This window comes from Leclercia sp. LTM14 (genome assembly GCF_023736175.1).
GTDB classification, from domain to species: domain Bacteria; phylum Pseudomonadota; class Gammaproteobacteria; order Enterobacterales; family Enterobacteriaceae; genus Enterobacter; species Enterobacter barmai.
In genome coordinates this window covers 730,758-747,154 of the sequence record NZ_JAIKTT010000001.1, presented here as the reverse complement: position 1 = coordinate 747,154, position 16,397 = coordinate 730,758, and the positions used below count along the sequence as shown (strand labels likewise).

General features: G+C 56.1%; 14 protein-coding genes and 1 tRNA gene. 8 read left to right on the top strand and 7 right to left on the bottom strand.

The window, feature by feature from the left end:
- Positions 1-33: 33 nt before the first annotated feature.
- Together K5I40_RS03515 and K5I40_RS03510 are read left to right on the top strand one after the other, a co-directional pair.
- A complete protein-coding gene (locus tag K5I40_RS03515; protein WP_138369818.1) occupies positions 34-2,220 on the top strand; it encodes a type I secretion system permease/ATPase in 2,187 nt (728 codons plus the stop codon).
- Entirely contained in the window at positions 2,207-3,571 is a 1,365-nt protein-coding gene (locus tag K5I40_RS03510; protein ID WP_138369819.1) for an HlyD family type I secretion periplasmic adaptor subunit, read from the top strand. Before K5I40_RS03515 ends, K5I40_RS03510 begins: the two co-directional genes overlap by 14 nt.
- 42 nt (positions 3,572-3,613) lie before the next feature.
- On the opposite strand, the gene K5I40_RS03505 is transcribed toward K5I40_RS03510, so the two are convergent.
- Complete coding sequence (locus K5I40_RS03505) at positions 3,614-4,153, bottom strand: DUF2058 domain-containing protein (protein ID WP_223073693.1); 540 nt, start codon at positions 4,151-4,153, stop codon at positions 3,614-3,616.
- 34 nt (positions 4,154-4,187) lie between these two features.
- Positions 4,188-4,724 carry a cysteine hydrolase family protein gene (locus K5I40_RS03500; RefSeq protein ID WP_223073694.1) on the bottom strand — a complete coding sequence of 179 codons (537 nt, stop codon included), beginning with the start codon at positions 4,722-4,724 and terminating at the stop codon, positions 4,188-4,190.
- Positions 4,725-4,922: 198 nt separating this feature from the next.
- On the opposite strand from K5I40_RS03500, the gene K5I40_RS03495 reads away from it, so the two are divergent.
- Positions 4,923-6,839 (top strand): flagellin, encoded by a 1,917-nt coding sequence (locus K5I40_RS03495; protein WP_251929486.1) that lies wholly within the window; start codon positions 4,923-4,925, stop codon positions 6,837-6,839.
- A gap of 36 nt (positions 6,840-6,875) precedes the next feature.
- On the opposite strand, the gene K5I40_RS03490 is transcribed toward K5I40_RS03495, so the two are convergent.
- The 3 genes from K5I40_RS03490 to K5I40_RS03480 all read right to left on the bottom strand — a co-directional run bounded on the left by K5I40_RS03490 (position 6,876) and on the right by K5I40_RS03480 (position 8,298).
- Positions 6,876-7,097: a hypothetical protein gene (locus tag K5I40_RS03490; protein WP_223073696.1), complete on the bottom strand. Its 222-nt coding sequence runs from the start codon at positions 7,095-7,097 to the stop codon at positions 6,876-6,878.
- A 124-nt stretch (positions 7,098-7,221) separates the two neighbouring features.
- Positions 7,222-7,293, bottom strand: a tRNA-Arg gene (locus K5I40_RS03485).
- 75 nt (positions 7,294-7,368) lie between these two features.
- The gene (locus K5I40_RS03480; RefSeq protein ID WP_223073697.1) at positions 7,369-8,298 is read right to left on the bottom strand and encodes a formate/nitrite transporter family protein; all 930 of its coding nucleotides are present in this window, start codon (positions 8,296-8,298) and stop codon (positions 7,369-7,371) included.
- 315 nt (positions 8,299-8,613) lie between these two features.
- Between K5I40_RS03480 and mlaA the strand changes: the two genes are divergently transcribed.
- Positions 8,614-9,366 (top strand): phospholipid-binding lipoprotein MlaA, encoded by a 753-nt coding sequence (gene mlaA / locus K5I40_RS03475; protein WP_039030929.1) that lies wholly within the window; start codon positions 8,614-8,616, stop codon positions 9,364-9,366.
- 48 nt (positions 9,367-9,414) lie between these two features.
- On the opposite strand, the gene fadL is transcribed toward mlaA, so the two are convergent.
- The gene (gene fadL, locus K5I40_RS03470; protein ID WP_223073698.1) at positions 9,415-10,737 is read right to left on the bottom strand and encodes a long-chain fatty acid transporter FadL; all 1,323 of its coding nucleotides are present in this window, start codon (positions 10,735-10,737) and stop codon (positions 9,415-9,417) included.
- Positions 10,738-11,109: 372 nt separating this feature from the next.
- Here fadL and K5I40_RS03465 point away from each other — a divergent pair, with 372 nt between their 5' ends.
- The 4 genes from K5I40_RS03465 to sixA all read left to right on the top strand — a co-directional run bounded on the left by K5I40_RS03465 (position 11,110) and on the right by sixA (position 15,701).
- Positions 11,110-11,394, top strand: coding sequence for a YfcZ/YiiS family protein (locus tag K5I40_RS03465; RefSeq protein ID WP_139563310.1), 285 nt, complete (start codon positions 11,110-11,112; stop codon positions 11,392-11,394).
- 153 nt (positions 11,395-11,547) lie between these two features.
- Positions 11,548-12,858, top strand: a complete 1,311-nt coding sequence (fadI, locus tag K5I40_RS03460; protein WP_039030932.1) for an acetyl-CoA C-acyltransferase FadI — start codon at positions 11,548-11,550, stop codon at positions 12,856-12,858.
- Positions 12,858-15,005: a fatty acid oxidation complex subunit alpha FadJ gene (fadJ, locus tag K5I40_RS03455; protein ID WP_223073699.1), complete on the top strand. Its 2,148-nt coding sequence runs from the start codon at positions 12,858-12,860 to the stop codon at positions 15,003-15,005. The genes fadI and fadJ overlap by 1 nt, the downstream gene beginning before the upstream one ends.
- Before the next feature lie 210 nt (positions 15,006-15,215).
- A complete protein-coding gene (gene sixA / locus K5I40_RS03450; RefSeq protein ID WP_039030934.1) occupies positions 15,216-15,701 on the top strand; it encodes a phosphohistidine phosphatase SixA in 486 nt (161 codons plus the stop codon).
- Positions 15,702-15,744: 43 nt separating this feature from the next.
- On the opposite strand, the gene smrB is transcribed toward sixA, so the two are convergent.
- Positions 15,745-16,296: an endonuclease SmrB gene (smrB, locus tag K5I40_RS03445; RefSeq protein ID WP_039030935.1), complete on the bottom strand. Its 552-nt coding sequence runs from the start codon at positions 16,294-16,296 to the stop codon at positions 15,745-15,747.
- Positions 16,297-16,397 lie beyond the last annotated feature (101 nt).

The following is a 16,397-nucleotide window of genomic DNA, read 5'->3' as shown; positions in this document are numbered from 1 at the left end:
GCGACCGCCGTCTGCAGAACACTGAGGCAGAGAATGACGCCTGATATTGACTCCTCCGATCGCATAGAGATGACCCCGCAGGCGCAGGGCAGACAGGATCCGCGGCAAAGCCATGACGATCCGCTGCTGGACGCGCTGATGATCGTCTGTAAATTGCACAACGTCGTCACCAGCCGTAATGTGCTGACCGCCGGGCTGCCGCTGGACGCCTACACCCTGACGACGGAGACCTTTCCGCGCGCCGCCGGCCGGGCCGGGCTCAAGGCGCGGGTGGTGCAGCGCGGGCTGGAAAACATCACCGCGCTCTCTCTGCCTGCCATTCTGCTGCTGAAGAACAACCAGGCCGCAGTGCTCATTGGCTGGGATGAACAGCAGCGCGCGCGCCTGCTGCCCAGCGAAACGGAGGGCGGTGAAATCACCGTCTCGCCAGAGACGCTGGCGGAGAATTACAGCGGCCGGGCGATTTTTATCTCCCCGGAGCATGAGTTTGACGCCCAGCCGACGGCTACGCTGCCGCGCACCAAATCCTGGTTCCAGGACACGCTCAGGCTGTCGAAATTCCTCTATCTGGATGCGGTGGTCGCCAGTTTCCTGGTCAACCTCGTGGCGCTCAGCGCCCCGCTGTTTGTGATGAACGTCTATGACCGGGTCGTGCCTAATCAGGCCACCGCTACCCTGTGGGTGCTGGCCATCGGCGTCAGCATCGCCTTTGTGTTCGACTTTGTGCTGAAGATCCTGCGGGGCATCTGTCTCGATCTGGCCGGTAAGAAAACCGATCTGGTGGTCTCCTCGGCGCTGTTCGAGCGGCTGCTGGGCATGAAGATGAAGCTTCGCCCGCAGCGGGTGGGGAGCTTCGCGCAGAACTTTCAGGAGTTCCAGTCGATTCGTGACTTCCTCTCTTCCCTGACGCTCACCGCCTTTATCGACTTTCCGTTTACCCTGCTGATCCTGCTGGTGATTGGCATCATCGGCGGCCCGCTGGTGTTTATCCCGCTGCTCTCCTATCCGCTGGCCCTGCTGGTGAACTGGCTGATCCAGCGCCCGCTGATGTCGCGGGTGAAGAAAACCTATCAGCTCTCCAACGAACGTCAGGCGATGCTGGTGGAGACGCTCACCGGACTGGATGCCATCAAGATCAACAACGCCCAGAGCGAGCGCCAGTATCAGTGGGAGCACCTTACCGGCCAGCTGAGCAAGCTGGAGCTGCGGGTGAAGTCGCTCTCGTACGTGGCGGTAAACTTTACCGCCTGGCTGCAGCAGTTCAGCGGCGTGGCCCTGATCGTGGCCGGGGTCTACATCATTATTGGCGGCAACCTGAGCATGGGCGGGCTGATCGCCTGCTATCTGCTGCACCGTCGCGCCATGATGCCCATCGGCCAGCTGTGCAGCCTGATCACCCGCTACCAGCGCGCGCGGATGACCAAAGCCACCATCGACCGGATGATGGATCTTGAGCAGGAAGTGCAGGACGACGAAGTGCCGCTGAAGCGGGAAACCCTCTCCGGCGCGATTGAGCTGCGCGATGTGACCTTTATCTACCCTGGCAATCAGTATGCTTCGCTCATCAATGTCTCTCTGACGATCCAGCCCGGAGAAAAGGTGGGCATCATCGGGCGCAGCGGGTCGGGTAAAAGCTCCCTGGCGAAACTGCTGGTCGGTTTTTACCAGCCGAACAGCGGCAATGTGCTGATTGACGGTATCGATGCCCGCCAGATTGATGTTCACGATCTGCGCCATAACATTGGCTACGCGCCGCAGGATATCCATCTGTTCAGCGGCACCCTGCGCGACAATCTGGTCTACGGCGCCAGCTACGTTGACGAGGAAACCATGCTGCGGGTGGCCACCCTGACCGGCGTACACGAGTTTGCCCGTCGTCACCCGTCCGGCTACAACATGCAGGTGGGCGAACGGGGGATGAGTCTTTCCGGCGGTCAGCGGCAGGCTGTCGCGCTGGCGAGGGCGCTGCTGCTCGACCCGCCGGTGCTGCTGATGGACGAACCGACCAGTTCAATGGATAACACCAGCGAAGATCTGATCAAAAAGGCGCTTGTGCCGGCGATCGCCAACAAAACGCTGCTGATGGTCACCCACCGTGCGTCGCTGCTGACGCTGGTGGATCGTCTGATTATCGTCGACAACGGCAAAATCATTGCCGACGGTCCGAAAGAGAGCGTCATGAGTGCGCTGAAAAAAGGACAAATTCATGCGAATCGTTGAGACGCTTAGCCGCCTGATGAGCTGGCTGTCAGGAGATAAACAGCCCGCGCCCTTTACCACCAACGAGGTTAACAAAGCCCTGCTGGACGATGCCCCGCGGGTGGTGCGCGTCACGCTCTGGGCTATCTTCGCCTTCTTTATCGCCATGATCCTCTGGGCGTCGCTGGCCAGTATCGACGAGGTGACGCGCGGGGAAGGGCGGGCTATTCCTTCCTCCCGCCTGCAAAAAGTACAGAACCTCGAAGGGGGGATCGTTGCGGAGGTCTTTGTCCACGAAGGCGAGGTGGTGAAAGCCGGCGCGCCGCTGCTGCGTCTGGATGATACCCAGTTTCGTTCCAACGCCGGAGAGAGCGAGGCCGACAGGCTGGCGCTGCAGGCGCGCATCCAGCGTCTGACCGCGCAGCTGAACGATGCCACAACCCTGACCCTGGCGCCGGAGATTGTGAAGCAGGCGCCGGATATCGCCAGCGGCGAGATGGAGCTGTTCGCCAGCGTCAACAAACGCATTCAGAGCGAACTGGCCGGGCTTAACGAACAGCTTATTCAGAAGAAGCAGGAACTGCTCGACTTCCAGGGCAAGGCCAGCCAGTACCGCCGCAGCCTGGCGCTGCAGCAGCAGGAGGTCGCCATGTCTGAACCGCTGGTGGCTAAAGGGGCAATTTCAAAAGTTGAAGTGCTCCGCCTGCGTCGCGGCGTGGTGGAAACCCAGGGACAGCTCGACTCCGTGACCCTCGCCATTCCCCGGGCGGAAGCGGCCATCAAGGAGATTGAGAGCAAGGTCGGCGAAACGCGCGGGCGTTATCGCAGCGAAGCGCTGGGGCAGCTCAACGAGGCGCGAACCGATCTCAGTAAAATCGAGGCCTCGGGCAAGGCGATTTCCGACCGGGTGAACCGTACTCTGGTGACCTCACCGGTGCGGGGCGTGGTGCAGCAGCTGATGGTAAACACCATCGGTGGCGTGATCCAGCCGGGCAACGACCTGGTGGAGATTGTTCCTCTGGACGACAAACTGCTGGTGGAAGCAAAAATCCGTCCGCAGGACATCGCGTTTTTACGTCCGGGACAGGAGGCGACGGTGAAGTTCACCGCCTACGACTACACCATCTATGGCGGCCTGAAGGGTACGCTGGAGCAGATCAGCCCCGATACGGTGACCGACAAAGACGGGAAGAGTTTTTATGTGATTCGTCTGCGTACCGACAAAAACCACCTCGGCACGGATGAAAAGCCGCTGTTGATTATTCCGGGGATGGTGGCGTCGGTGGATATCATTACCGGTAAGAAAACGGTGATGGCGTATCTGCTAAAACCGATCCTGCGGGCGAGGGCGGAGGCGTTCCACGAGCGTTAAGAGGGGATAAAGACCCCCTCCGGGAGAGGGGGTCTTTGAGGATTACCACATCAAATCATCCGGCACGACGAAATCAGCGTACGGATCGTCTTCGTCCTTCGCTTCCTGCGTCAGCTCGCCGCTGAACACGATATAGCTCGCATCACGCTGCGTAATTTTATCGGCGACAACCGCAGGGATAATGGCATATTCGCTTTCGCGACCCGCCCCGGCAACCAGACGCGCAATAGCCAGACGGCCATTGATCAGCTGTTTTTGCGTGGTCTTATCCACCAGCACTTTTTTAATCAAATTGCCGTCGGTGAAGTTGAAGCTAATATCGCCTTTCGCTACCACGATCCGGTTCATCTCAATTAACTGCTTGATCTGCGCCTTGTACTCTTTAGCTAGCGTCGCCTGCTTTTGCTGCTCGCTGAGCTCTTTATCGCGCTCAATCTGCGCCTGTTTATTCACTTCCACCGCTTCTCGTGCTTCACGCGCCTGAACGCGGGATTTTTTGGCGGTGCGCTGGACCTTTGCCATCTTTTTACTGCTGACTAAGCCAGCCTTCAGCATCTGTTCCTGGAGTGTGAGTTTGGTCATCTTCGTTTCTGAAATCTGTCAAATGATGGGCAGATTATACCTTTAATTCCGTGGCAGGGATAACCTGAGCAAAACCGGCAGCAAGCAGCCCCAGCGTGACATCCAGAATGGCTTTTGCACTGAGCTGATACTGTTCAAGTTCGAAACTGATCACCGCATCTTTTAACACAGTGATTTTTAACCCGAGGTCAGCGCCCGTTCTGACCGTGGAGTTAACGCAGAATCCGGCTACGGCACCGATAACCACCAGCTCTGAAATACGGGCATCCTGCAGATAATCAAACAAACCCGTTGAGCTGAACGCGGAGGAGGTGTGTTTGATAAAGACCGGTTCGTTGTTGAGTTCTTTAAAAGACTCTAGAGGTAAGCTGGAGGATGAGCTGTGATGGAGCGGCGAGCCCTCTTCAGGCGTCTGGTGGCGAACGTGTATGACCGGGGTGCCTGATTTTCTGAATTTCTCAATCACAGCGGTCATGTTTTCAATACTGTTTTGCGGAAAGTAATCCACGCCCTGTTGAATTCTTTGTGTGACAAAATTCTGCATATCGATGATGAGCAGTGCTTTAGACATCTTTATCCCCTTTAAACAGTATTGATGGCAGGGTTATTTGCCGCTGCAGGACATTCTCGTAGCCCTGAATCGAATTAACATAGCTGCAATGACATGTACTTAACCCCTACTAAATTTGGTTAAGGCTCAAATAAATCATCAACTAATCCTGAATCCGGTCGATAACCTCTCCAGCGAAACCTGTATCGGTATATCGGAATGCTGAGCCTAAAAACTAACCTGATGGCCTTGACGCTTCGGGGTCAATCTCAAAAAAATACCTCTGCTCTGGAGCAGTCGATCCGCAATCTCTCTTCCGGCATGCGCATCAACAGTGCCAAAGACAATGCGGCCAACCAGGCCATTGCTAACCGCATGACCAGCCAGCAAAATGCGCTGCAACAGGCGCAGCGTAATGCTGGCGACGGCTTGTCGATGATCCAGACGGCCGAAGGCGCGATGGATGAAATCAACAACCGCCTACAGCGCATCCGCGAGCTTACGGTTAAAGGGCTCAGTGAATCCAATACCCTGGCGGATGCCGATACCATTCAGGCTGAAATCAACTTAAACCTTAAGGAGATCGACCGTCTGAACGGCTCCGTCGACTTTAACGGTATTAATCTGCTGAATGGTAGCGCGGGAACGGTCGGTTTTCAGGTCGGCACCCGGGATAATGAAAAAATCTCCCTCGATTTATCGAAAAACTTCAGTGTTGAAAATATCGGCCTGAAGGATTTCGTTATTCGCGGTATCAGCGGCAAGGTTTCAGATATCAATCAGGTGGCGGGAAGCGCCAGTAATATCGACCTGAACAGCGGTAATGTCAGCGTAACCTGGTCTCCGTCAGGCATATTCAATTCGCCTCAACTGGTGCGCAACGCCACTGACGGCCGGTATTACATTCAGGATACGGGGGTCGACGGCAAGCCGGCCTATTATCAGGCTACCACGGCCGCAAGCTGGAATACCGCCAGCGGAACCGGAACTGTAAATATCAGCGCTACCAATGGAACGCCACTCTACAGCAGCGTCACCCAGCTAAATAGCCGGTCAATTCCTTCGGTGAGCTATCTCGACACCAATGGGGGTGTTTTGAGTAATAGCCCCGCGCCATCAATTAGAGAATCAAACGGCCAGTATTATATTGAGCAGGATGATTATTATTATCCTGCCACGCTAACCTACGGTTCGACGGGTGCCGTCACCGCGCAAATGACCAGCACCACGGCAAAACTGGATACAGATTTCGCCACGCTTCCGGCTGTCGTGACGACCACACCCAATATTGATGCCACGACCGCAGCGCTGAGCTTTAAGGATGCGGGTAATAACCCGCTCTCAGCCGCTAACTCCCGACTGCTGAAGTCAGGCAGCCAGTACATTCTGGAAGTGGACGATGGCAGCGGTAATTTTAGCTATTACAATGCCTCGGTAACGACAACGACCGACGGTAGTGCCCATTCGCTTGTAGTGACGGCGAACAATGCCACCAGCCTGAATAATTTCTCTGATGTGACCCGGGTCAGCGGGTCGTCCCTGGTCACGATGGATCCTGCGAAGGTCAACGTGCGTTACACCGATGGCGACGGCAATATCTCGAACGATGTGCTGCGCCTGGATGCGGACGGTAATTACTACATGGATGTGGTGAACGGCATCGAGACCAAAAAAGCCACGCTGGTTTTGACTGATGAGACGCCTGCCCGCTACCTGCTTAAAACGCTGAATGGTCTGGGAGATCTGCAGATCTACTACCAGGCTTCTTTCAGTGCCTCCACGGATGCCGCAACCAACTATACGACCCTGAATATCTCTGAAATCGGTGACGAAATTCGCCTGAAAAACCCTGCGAATCCTCTGGCGGCGCTCGACAATGCCATTAAGCAGGTCGATGAACGACGCAGCACGCTGGGGGCGGTGGCGAACCGTCTGGAGTCGACGCAAAATCTGCAGGCGACGATGTCGGTTGCGGTCAGTGCGTCCCGCTCACGGATTGAAGATGCGGACTACGCCGCAGAAGTGTCCAGCATGGCCCGGGCGCAGATGCTTCAGGAAACTTTTGCCTCGTTAATGACCAAAGCCAATCAGACACCGCAGGTGGTGCTGTCTCTTCTGAATGACTCAATGAAATAACAGACTGGAGCCCCGGCTTGTGGGGCTCCATAACGTTTAGCGAATAACATTACCGTGCTGGACGCAGCGCCCGTCGTTGCAGCTTACGGCATCCACTCTGGCTGCCCGGTGGTTTCTTGCCTGCGCGGTAACGGTTGCCGCTGCGACAGGGTGGTTGGAATTTGCGACCACGGCTGCGCGCTCCACCGGATGGAACACCACCCCGGCAAAGGCAGAGCAGGGGGCGATTAGCGCCAAAGCGATCAGAAATCTTTTCATTCCATTACTCCGTTGTTTCTCTCAGGTGGGAATTCGTTCTAACGGCGCGAGAGTACAGCACAGCGGCAGGTGACGTTGTGTGTATGGGTGCTATTGGCTGGAGAGAAGGTTGAAAGCAGGAAAGTGTCCCCTGCAGGAATCGAACCTGCAACTAGCCCTTAGGAGGGGCTCGTTATATCCATTTAACTAAGGGGACGAAGCGGCACGAGTATAACGTCATTTAGACAATGCGTTAAGCGCGTGACCGCCTGACTGCTTAAAGTGTCGCCATTCACGCCGCTTTTTTGCGTTCTTCCTCTTCTTCCTGCCGGGCTTTCAGTTCAGCTTTGCGCTTGTTCGACATATCGTTGCGAATCTGCGCATGGCTGAGCAGGGCAAAAATAAAGGTCCCGCCGCAGATGTTGCCTGCCAGGGTAGGGAGCGCGAAGGGCCAGAAGAACTCGGTCCAGTGGATGGTGCCGTTAAACACCAGATATAAAATTTCCACCGTCCCCACCACAATGTGGGTGGTATCGGCGAGGGCGATAAGCCAGGTCATCAGGATGATAACCACAATCTTTGCCGAACCGGCTGCCGGGAACATCCAGACCATAGTGGCAACGATCCAGCCGGAGATAATGGCGTTGGCGAACATCTCCGACGGGCTATTTTCCATCACGCCCATACCAATTTTCACAAAGGCGTCCCGGGTGGGCTCGTCGAATATCGGCATATACTCAAACGCCCAGGCGGCGACACCGGTACCGATAATGTTGCCGAGCAGCACCACGCTCCACAGGCGCATCAGCAGGCCAAAATTGCCCCAGGTTGGGCTTTGCATCACCGGGAGTACGGCGGTGACGGTGTTCTCGGTAAACAGCTGCTGGCGGGCCATGATCACGATAATAAAGCCAAAGGTATAACCGAGGTTCTCCAGTATGATGCCGCCGGGTATGCCTTCGAGCTCAACGTGGAAAATCCCTTTCGCCAGCAACGAGGCGCTCATCGATAGTCCGGCGGCGATGGCCGACCAGAACAGCGCCATGGCATCGCGCTCCAGCTCTTTCTCACCGTCCTGGCGAATATGTTCATGTATTGCCATCGCGCGTGAGGGTAGCCGGTCCTCATCGACCTCAATCTTCTTTCCCCGGCGTTTCTCCTCGCTTTCAACTTCCAGTTCTTCGGTATGACCGTCTATTTTCTCGTCTTTTAATTCGTCCATTTTAATGCTCCAGAGGTGGCTAATACCCCTTAAGCGTAGCGCTTTTTCCTCCGCCGCCCGTGGGGATGCTCTTAAATTCCCGCAATGGCAATAAAGGCGATACATCAATGGCAAAGGCCGTATAAAATTGCCAGCCAAACGAAAACCCAAAGCCAGGCTATTCTGAGATCATACCAGAGCGTGTTTATTGCCCCGATTTGTGGTCGTAGACATCAGTAGTCGTGCTGATACAATCACTTGCACGTTTACAGACAGAGCGCGAAAGCGCCATGACGGATGGCTTTGCTGATAGCCATACTTAACAGGGAGAAAGATATGAAACTTGGGCTGTCGGTGGTTGCGCTGAGCACCACGTTGCTGATGGGCTGCGCCAGCTCCGGCGAGCAGCAGGGGCGCTCCGATCCTCTGGAAGGATTTAACCGCACCATGTACAACTTCAACTATAACGTGCTGGATCCGTATGTGGTGCGCCCGGTTGCGGTGGCATGGCGGGATTATGTTCCACAGCCTGCCCGTAACGGCCTGAGCAACTTCACCAGCAACCTCGAAGAGCCTGCGGTCATGGCGAACTACTTCCTGCAGGGCGATCCTTATCAGGGGATGGTCCACTTCACCCGATTCTTCCTCAACACCCTGTTAGGGATGGGCGGCTTTATTGACGTTGCCGGGATGGCGAATCCGAAGCTGCAGCGCGAGCAGCCGCACCGTTTCGGTAGTACTCTGGGTCACTACAATGTGGGTTACGGCCCGTACGTGCATCTGCCGTTCTACGGTAGCTTCACCCTGCGTGACGATGGCGGCGACATGGTCGATACGCTCTATCCGGTGCTGTCATGGCTGACCTGGCCGCTGTCGGTGGGTAAATGGACGCTGGAAGGGGTAGAGACGCGCGCGCAATTGCTGGATTCCGACGGTCTGCTGCGTCAGTCCTCCGATCCGTATCTCATGGTGCGTGAGGCCTACTTCCAGAACCACGACTTCATTGCTAACGGCGGCAAGCTGAAACCGGAAGAGAATCCGAACGCGAAAGCGATCGAAAACGAACTCTCCGAGATTGATGCGGAATAAAAAAGAAAAGGTGAGCCCCAGGGCTCACCTTTTTTAATCGTGATGTGATTAGAACGCGTAGTTGAAGTTCATGCCATACAGCCAGGCTTTACCTTCAGAAGAGAACTCATACGGACCTTCCTGGAACGACACTTTCTGACCGTGCATATAAGAGACACCCGCATCGATTGAGGCATCTTTGTTGAATGCGTAGGTTGCACCGGCGCTCAGCCAGAAGCGATCCTGATCCGGAATGGAGATAGAACGTTTGTCTGCCGGAACCGGGCTGTCATCGAAGGCAATACCGGTACGGAACGTCCAGTTATCATCCATATAGTAGGTGGTACCCAGCGCGATGCGGTACGCGTCTTTAAAGCTTTCATCTTTATAGAAAAGCGTATCACCGCCGCTGTTAGTCGCTTTCAGCTCCTGGAACTGGCTCCAGCTTGTGTAGGTCAGGCTATAGTGGATAGCCCATTGCGGTGCGACTCTGTTGTAGCCGGACAGTTCCCACATCTCAGGTAAATTCAGGGTCAGAGAACCGCCAGTGGTGCGGCCATCCGTTCCCATTGGCAGACCAAAGTTGCCCAGGATTTGGTTGTAGGCCGAAGGCAGGCTGCTCTTATAGTCGCCATCGAAATCGATTTTTACTTCAGAGCGGTAGGTAAAGCCATACCGGTTGTTCTTGTCGATTTCATACAGAATACCGGCATTCCAGCCAAAGCCCCACTCATCACCCTTCAGGTAGGCAATCTGGGTGTCTCCCGGGATCCCGGCGACCTGACGTGCCAGAGCCGGAGGTAATGCGCCGGACCCTGCGACGATGCGACCCAGGTCACCCGCGTAGCGCTCAATTTTCGCTTTTGCATACACAGCATCAAACCCAACACCGAAACTCCAGTGATTATCCAGGCGATAAGCACCGCTCAGGTTCAGGTTGAGGGTTTCCAGGTCGGTTGTACCACCGTACGCTCCTGCCGCGTAGTTGTTATTAAACTCGGTCGCCAGTCCGTAGTTAGAGGTAACGGACGCGCCCCAGCCAAATTGGTCATTGATTGGCGCGACGAAGTGCAGGTTTGGAACCCAGGCTGTTGGCGCGATATTACTCGCATTCAGGCTTGCGCCCGTTGGAGAGCGTCCGGAGATATCTACATCAGGGTCAACAAAAATGGCACCTGCGGAGAAGGTAGGACGATCAAACATCATGATCAGGGCAGGGTTACGGCTCGCGTTCCCGGCGTCATCAGCAATGGCGCCTTCCCCGGAATAGGCACGGCCCAGGCCTGAGGAAGAGAACTCGTTAAGCTGGAATCCCGCTGACCAGGCGGAGGTGGAGACGATTGCCACTGCGACTGCCAGCGCAGTTTTTTTGAACAGGGTTTTCTGGCTCATGACCATAACCTCATTGAGTTATTTTTATGCAATATTTGTTACATACCGTAACAGGAGCGCGAAGTGTAGGGTCTGTGGTAACACTTAGAAATCAGACCAGTGGCGAGAGTATAGGTCTGACCAGATAGAATGTTGCAAGAGTGTTTGTGAATATTTACTGATATGTTTTTCGAAACGGGATCTGGGTGGCAAAATTGTGACCAGTTCGCTTCCTATGAATGGGTGATTTTTGTTTTAGATCATTTTTACTTGTGATATTGCTCACTTACCCGGTTTTCGGCCATTAACAACTGGAGCCACCCCCGCCCGGGGCGTAAAATATCAGCATCGTGTCTATTCTCGCGCCGTGCGCGAATTCAGAGGAAATCTACTATGAGTAAATGCAGTGCTGATGAAACCCCGGTTTGCTGCTGTATGGATGTGGGCACCATCGTGGACAACACGGATTGCACCGCCTCTTACAGCCGTGAGTTCGCCAGTCGTGCCGACGCCGAAGAGACACTGGCTGCCCTGACCGAAAAAGCCCGCGGCGTGGAGTCCGAACCGTGCGAAATTAATTCCACCTTCACCGACGTGGAAGGCGGGGTTCGCCTGGACATCGACTTCGTGTTCAGCTGCGAAGCAGAATCCCTGATTTTTCAACTCGGTCTGCGCTAATTCCTTTCAACGCCTCCTTCCCGGAGGCGTTTCGTTTGCTCTCTGTGTGTTCGCTCGCAATTTTTCTTCTCCCTGATTGGCTAATGTAAAAATTTGGTTAAGACTGTTATCAGGTCAGACCACTTTGCGCATTGTTATTCACAGGGGAGCGTTATGAGTCAGGCATTACCGCTAATCACCCGTCAGGGCGATCGCATTGCCATTGTCAGTGGATTACGTACGCCGTTTGCCCGTCAGGCGACGGCGTTTCATGGCATTCCTGCCGTCGATCTGGGGAAAATGGTCGTAGGAGAGTTACTGGCTCGCAGTGAAATTCCTCCCGAAGTCATTGAACAGCTGGTCTTTGGCCAGGTAGTGCAAATGCCGGAAGCGCCCAATATCGCCCGTGAAATCGTGCTGGGCACCGGGATGAACGTGCATACCGATGCCTACAGCGTGAGTCGCGCCTGTGCCACCAGCTTTCAGGCGGTGGCAAACGTCGCGGAGAGCCTGATAACCGGCACCATTCGCGCCGGGATTGCTGGCGGCGCCGACTCCTCGTCCGTTTTACCGATTGGCGTCAGCAAAAAGCTCGCCCGCGTGTTGGTGGACGTCAATAAAGCCCGCACCACCGGGCAGCGCCTGTCGCTGTTTTCGCGCCTGCGTCTGCGCGATTTACTCCCTGTGCCGCCCGCGGTGGCGGAATACTCCACCGGCTTGCGCATGGGCGATACCGCCGAGCAGATGGCGAAAACCTACGGCATCACCCGTGAACAGCAGGATGCCCTGGCGCACCGCTCGCACCAGCGCGCCGCTCAGGCCTGGGCGGAAGGCAAGCTGGCGGACGAGGTCATGACGGCCTACACCCCGCCATTCCGCGAGCCGCTCAGCCAGGATAACAATATTCGCGGCACCTCTACGCTTGCGGATTACGCAAAACTGCGCCCGGCGTTCGACCGCAAACACGGCACCGTCACCGCAGCGAACAGCACTCCGTTAACCGACGGCGCGGCGGCGGTGATCCTGATGACCGAATCGCGCGCCAGAGAGCTGGGCCTGAAGCCGCTCGGCTATCTGCGCAGCTACGCCTTTACCGCCATTGATGTCTGGCAGGATATGCTGCTGGGGCCGGCCTGGTCCACGCCACTGGCGCTTGAGCGTGCCGGGCTTACCATGGGCGATCTCACGCTCATCGACATGCACGAAGCCTTTGCCGCGCAAACCCTTGCCAACGTGCAACTGCTGGCCAGCGAACGCTTTGCCCGGGACGTGCTGGGCCGCGCCCATGCCACTGGCGAAGTGGATGAGAGCAAATTTAACGTGCTGGGGGGCTCCATTGCGTACGGCCACCCCTTTGCGGCGACCGGGGCGAGGATGATCACCCAGACGCTGCATGAGCTGCGCCGTCGTGGCGGCGGTTTTGGCCTGGTCACCGCCTGCGCCGCGGGTGGTCTGGGTGCCGCAATGGTTCTGGAGGCTGAATAATGGAGATGACAACGGCGTTTACCCTGCACGTGCGTCTGGACAACGTGGCGGTGGTCACCATCGATGCGCCAGGCGAGAAGATGAATACCCTGAAAGCGGAGTTTGGCGGCCAGGTTCGCGCCATCCTCAAGCAGGTGCGTGAAAACAAAAACCTGCGCGGGCTGGTGTTTATCTCGGCCAAGCCGGACAACTTTATTGCCGGGGCCGATATCAACATGATTGCCCGCGCCGAAAGCGCGCAGGTGGCGGAAGATCTGGCCCGTCAGGGCCAGCAGATCATGGCCGAAATTCATGCCCTGCCGATCCCGGTGATTGCGGCGATCCACGGCGCCTGCCTCGGCGGCGGTCTGGAGCTGGCGCTGGCTTGTCACGCACGCATCTGTACCGACGACGCCAAAACGGTACTGGGCCTGCCGGAAGTGCAGCTTGGCTTACTGCCGGGCTCGGGCGGCACCCAGCGTCTGCCGCGTCTGGTGGGCGTCAGCACGGCGCTGGAGATGATCCTCGCCGGTAAACAGCTGCGCCCGCGCCAGGCCCTGAAGGTCGGGCTGGTGGATGAGGTGGTTCCGCATTCCATTCTGCTGGAGGCCGCCGTTGCGCTGGCCCTGAAAGGCAAACCGGACACCCGTCGCTTACCGGTGCGCGAGCGCGTGCTGGCAGGGCCGCTGGGCCGTGCGCTGCTGTTCAACATGGTGGGCAAAAAAACCGAGCAAAAAACCCAGGGGAACTACCCGGCGACAAAACGCATTCTCGAGGTGATCCATACCGGCCTGACCCAGGGCAGCAGCAGCGGCTATGCCGCAGAAGCGAAAGCCTTTGGCGAACTGGCGATGACCCCACAGTCTCAGGCGCTGCGCAGCATCTTTTTTGCCAGTACCGAAGTGAAAAAAGATCCCGGCAGCGAGGCGGAGCCAGCGCCGCTGGAGTCTGTCGGTGTGCTGGGCGGCGGGCTGATGGGGGGCGGTATCGCTTTCGTCAGCGCCAGCAAAGGCAAATTACCGGTGCGGATCAAGGACATCAACCCGAAGGGGATCAACCACGCCCTTCAGTACAGCTGGCAGTTGCTTGATAAAAAGGTCAAACGCCGCCATATCAAAGCCAGCGAGCGCGATCGCCAGCTGGCGCTGATCTCCGGCACCACTGACTACAGCGGTTTCCGTCATCGCGATCTGGTCATTGAGGCGGTATTCGAAGATCTGGCCCTGAAACAGCAAATGGTGGCCGAGGTAGAGGCGAACTGTGCCCCGCACACCATTTTTGCCTCCAACACCTCGTCGTTGCCTATTGGCGATATTGCGGCCGGGGCCGCACGCCCTGAACAGGTGATCGGGCTGCATTTCTTCAGTCCGGTAGAAAAAATGCCGCTGGTGGAGGTCATCCCGCACGCCGGAACCAGCCCGCAGACCATTGCCACCGTGGTGAAGCTGGCAAAAATGCAGGGCAAAACGCCGGTGGTGGTGGCCGATAAAGCCGGGTTCTACGTCAACCGCATTCTGGCGCCTTATATCAATGAGGCCATGCGCCTGCTGACCGAAGGCGAAAAGGTTGAACATATCGATAATGCGCTGGTGAAGTTTGGTTTCCCGGTCGGCCCAATCCAACTTTTGGATGAGGTGGGAATCGATACCGGCACTAAAATTATACCTGTGCTGGAAAGCGCTTACGGTGAACGGTTTAGCGCACCTGCAAACATTGTTTCTGCAATTTTGAATGACGATCGCAAAGGCAGAAAAAATGGACGCGGTTTCTATCTTTACGATCCAAAAGGGCGTAAAAGCAAGAAACAGGTAGACCCGGCAATTTATGGGCTTATTCAGCCTGCCGGCGAGGGCAAACTTTCTGCGACACAGTGCGCAGAACGTTGCGTCATGATGATGCTCAACGAAGCGGCGCGCTGCTTTGATGAGAAGGTCATTAAAAATGCCCGCGACGGCGATATTGGCGCCGTCTTTGGCATTGGTTTCCCACCTTTCCTGGGTGGCCCGTTCCGCTATATGGATAGCTTAGGTGCGGGTGAAGTTGTTGCGATTTTACAACGACTGGCTGTGCAATATGGGCCGCGGTTTACGCCGTGTGACGCATTATTGCAGATGGCGGATCAGGGGCTGCGATTTTGGCCAGCAAAGGAAACTGACCTTGTAAATTAAGGTCAAACAAGAGTAAATCCGCCGTTGAAGGGTCTGGTCCTGTCTAATTTGTAAACTGACATTGACTATACTTACGCCGTTGAGGTAAAAAACAGCGTTTCATTCAACGGATGGATCAGGCACAATGCCCGGCCATCGGGTTTTCTACCTCGTTATGTGTTCACGCGGGGAAGTAACACCGGTGATCCTGGTCAACAAAAGCGGTGCAATATGCAAGTTTTTATCATGCGTCACGGTGACGCGGCACTTGATGCTGCCAGTGACTCTGTACGTCCTCTGACGCCTTGCGGCTGTGACGAGTCCCGTCAAATGGCAACCTGGCTGAAAGGGCAAAAAGTGGATATTGAACGTGTCCTCGTCAGTCCGTTCTTACGCGCTGAACAGACGCTGGACGTGGTAGGGGAGTGTATGAACCTGCCAGACAGTGTCGACGTTCTGCCAGAGCTTACCCCGTGTGGCGATGTGGGTCTTGTCAGTGCCTATCTTCAGGCGCTGTGCAATGAAGGTGTCGCTTCTGCGCTGGTGATTTCCCATCTGCCGTTAGTCGGCTATCTGGTATCTGAACTCTGCCCGGGCGAAACGCCGCCGATGTTCAGCACCTCTGCCATTGCCAATGTCACCCTCAATGAAACGGGTGCTGGCGTCTTCAACTGGCAGATGAGCCCCTGCAATCTGAAGATGGCGAAAGCTATCTGACGTAACAGATCCAGGCGGGTAGCAATTGCCACCCGCCTGCCTCTCAGGGCAGCTCAGGCGGTTGCCACTCTTCTACTTCAATCAACACCAGCAATGCGGCATCTCCGCCGTACTCTTTGGGTGCCTGATGAAAAGCCATCACGTGTGGATGCTGAGCCAGCCACAGCGGGGTTTGCTGCTTAAGAATATGTTTGCCGTGGCCGTGCATCACGCAGGCACAAAAGACATGTTCGCGGCGGCAGGCGGCAATCAGCGCGCCCAGCTCCTGTTTCGCCTGCATCTGGGTTAACCCGTGTAGATCGAGAAACAGCTCCGGCGAATAATCCCCACGACGCAATTTTTTCAGCTCGAAGTGGCTGACGTCCGACCGCACGTATTTCACGGCGCCTTCCGTATTCAGCAGCGGCTGAAACTCGTCGGAAAAATAGTGGCTGGCGTCGGCCTGCTCCTGCAGCAACCGTTTTACGGGAACTTCACTCACTTTTTTACGCAGCGGGCGGTGGACGATGGTGTCCTGCTTGATTTTACGCGTGCCTGTCATCAGCTGACGAAACAGCGTTTGATCCTCCTGGCTCAAGGATGTTTTCTTTTTCATATGTCCGTCTCATCTCTTATTTCCGACAGTGTACCTGACTCGCCGTACGGCAAAACGCATTTTTTACCCGCAAGCCGTTAGCGACAGTGCTGATTTATCGC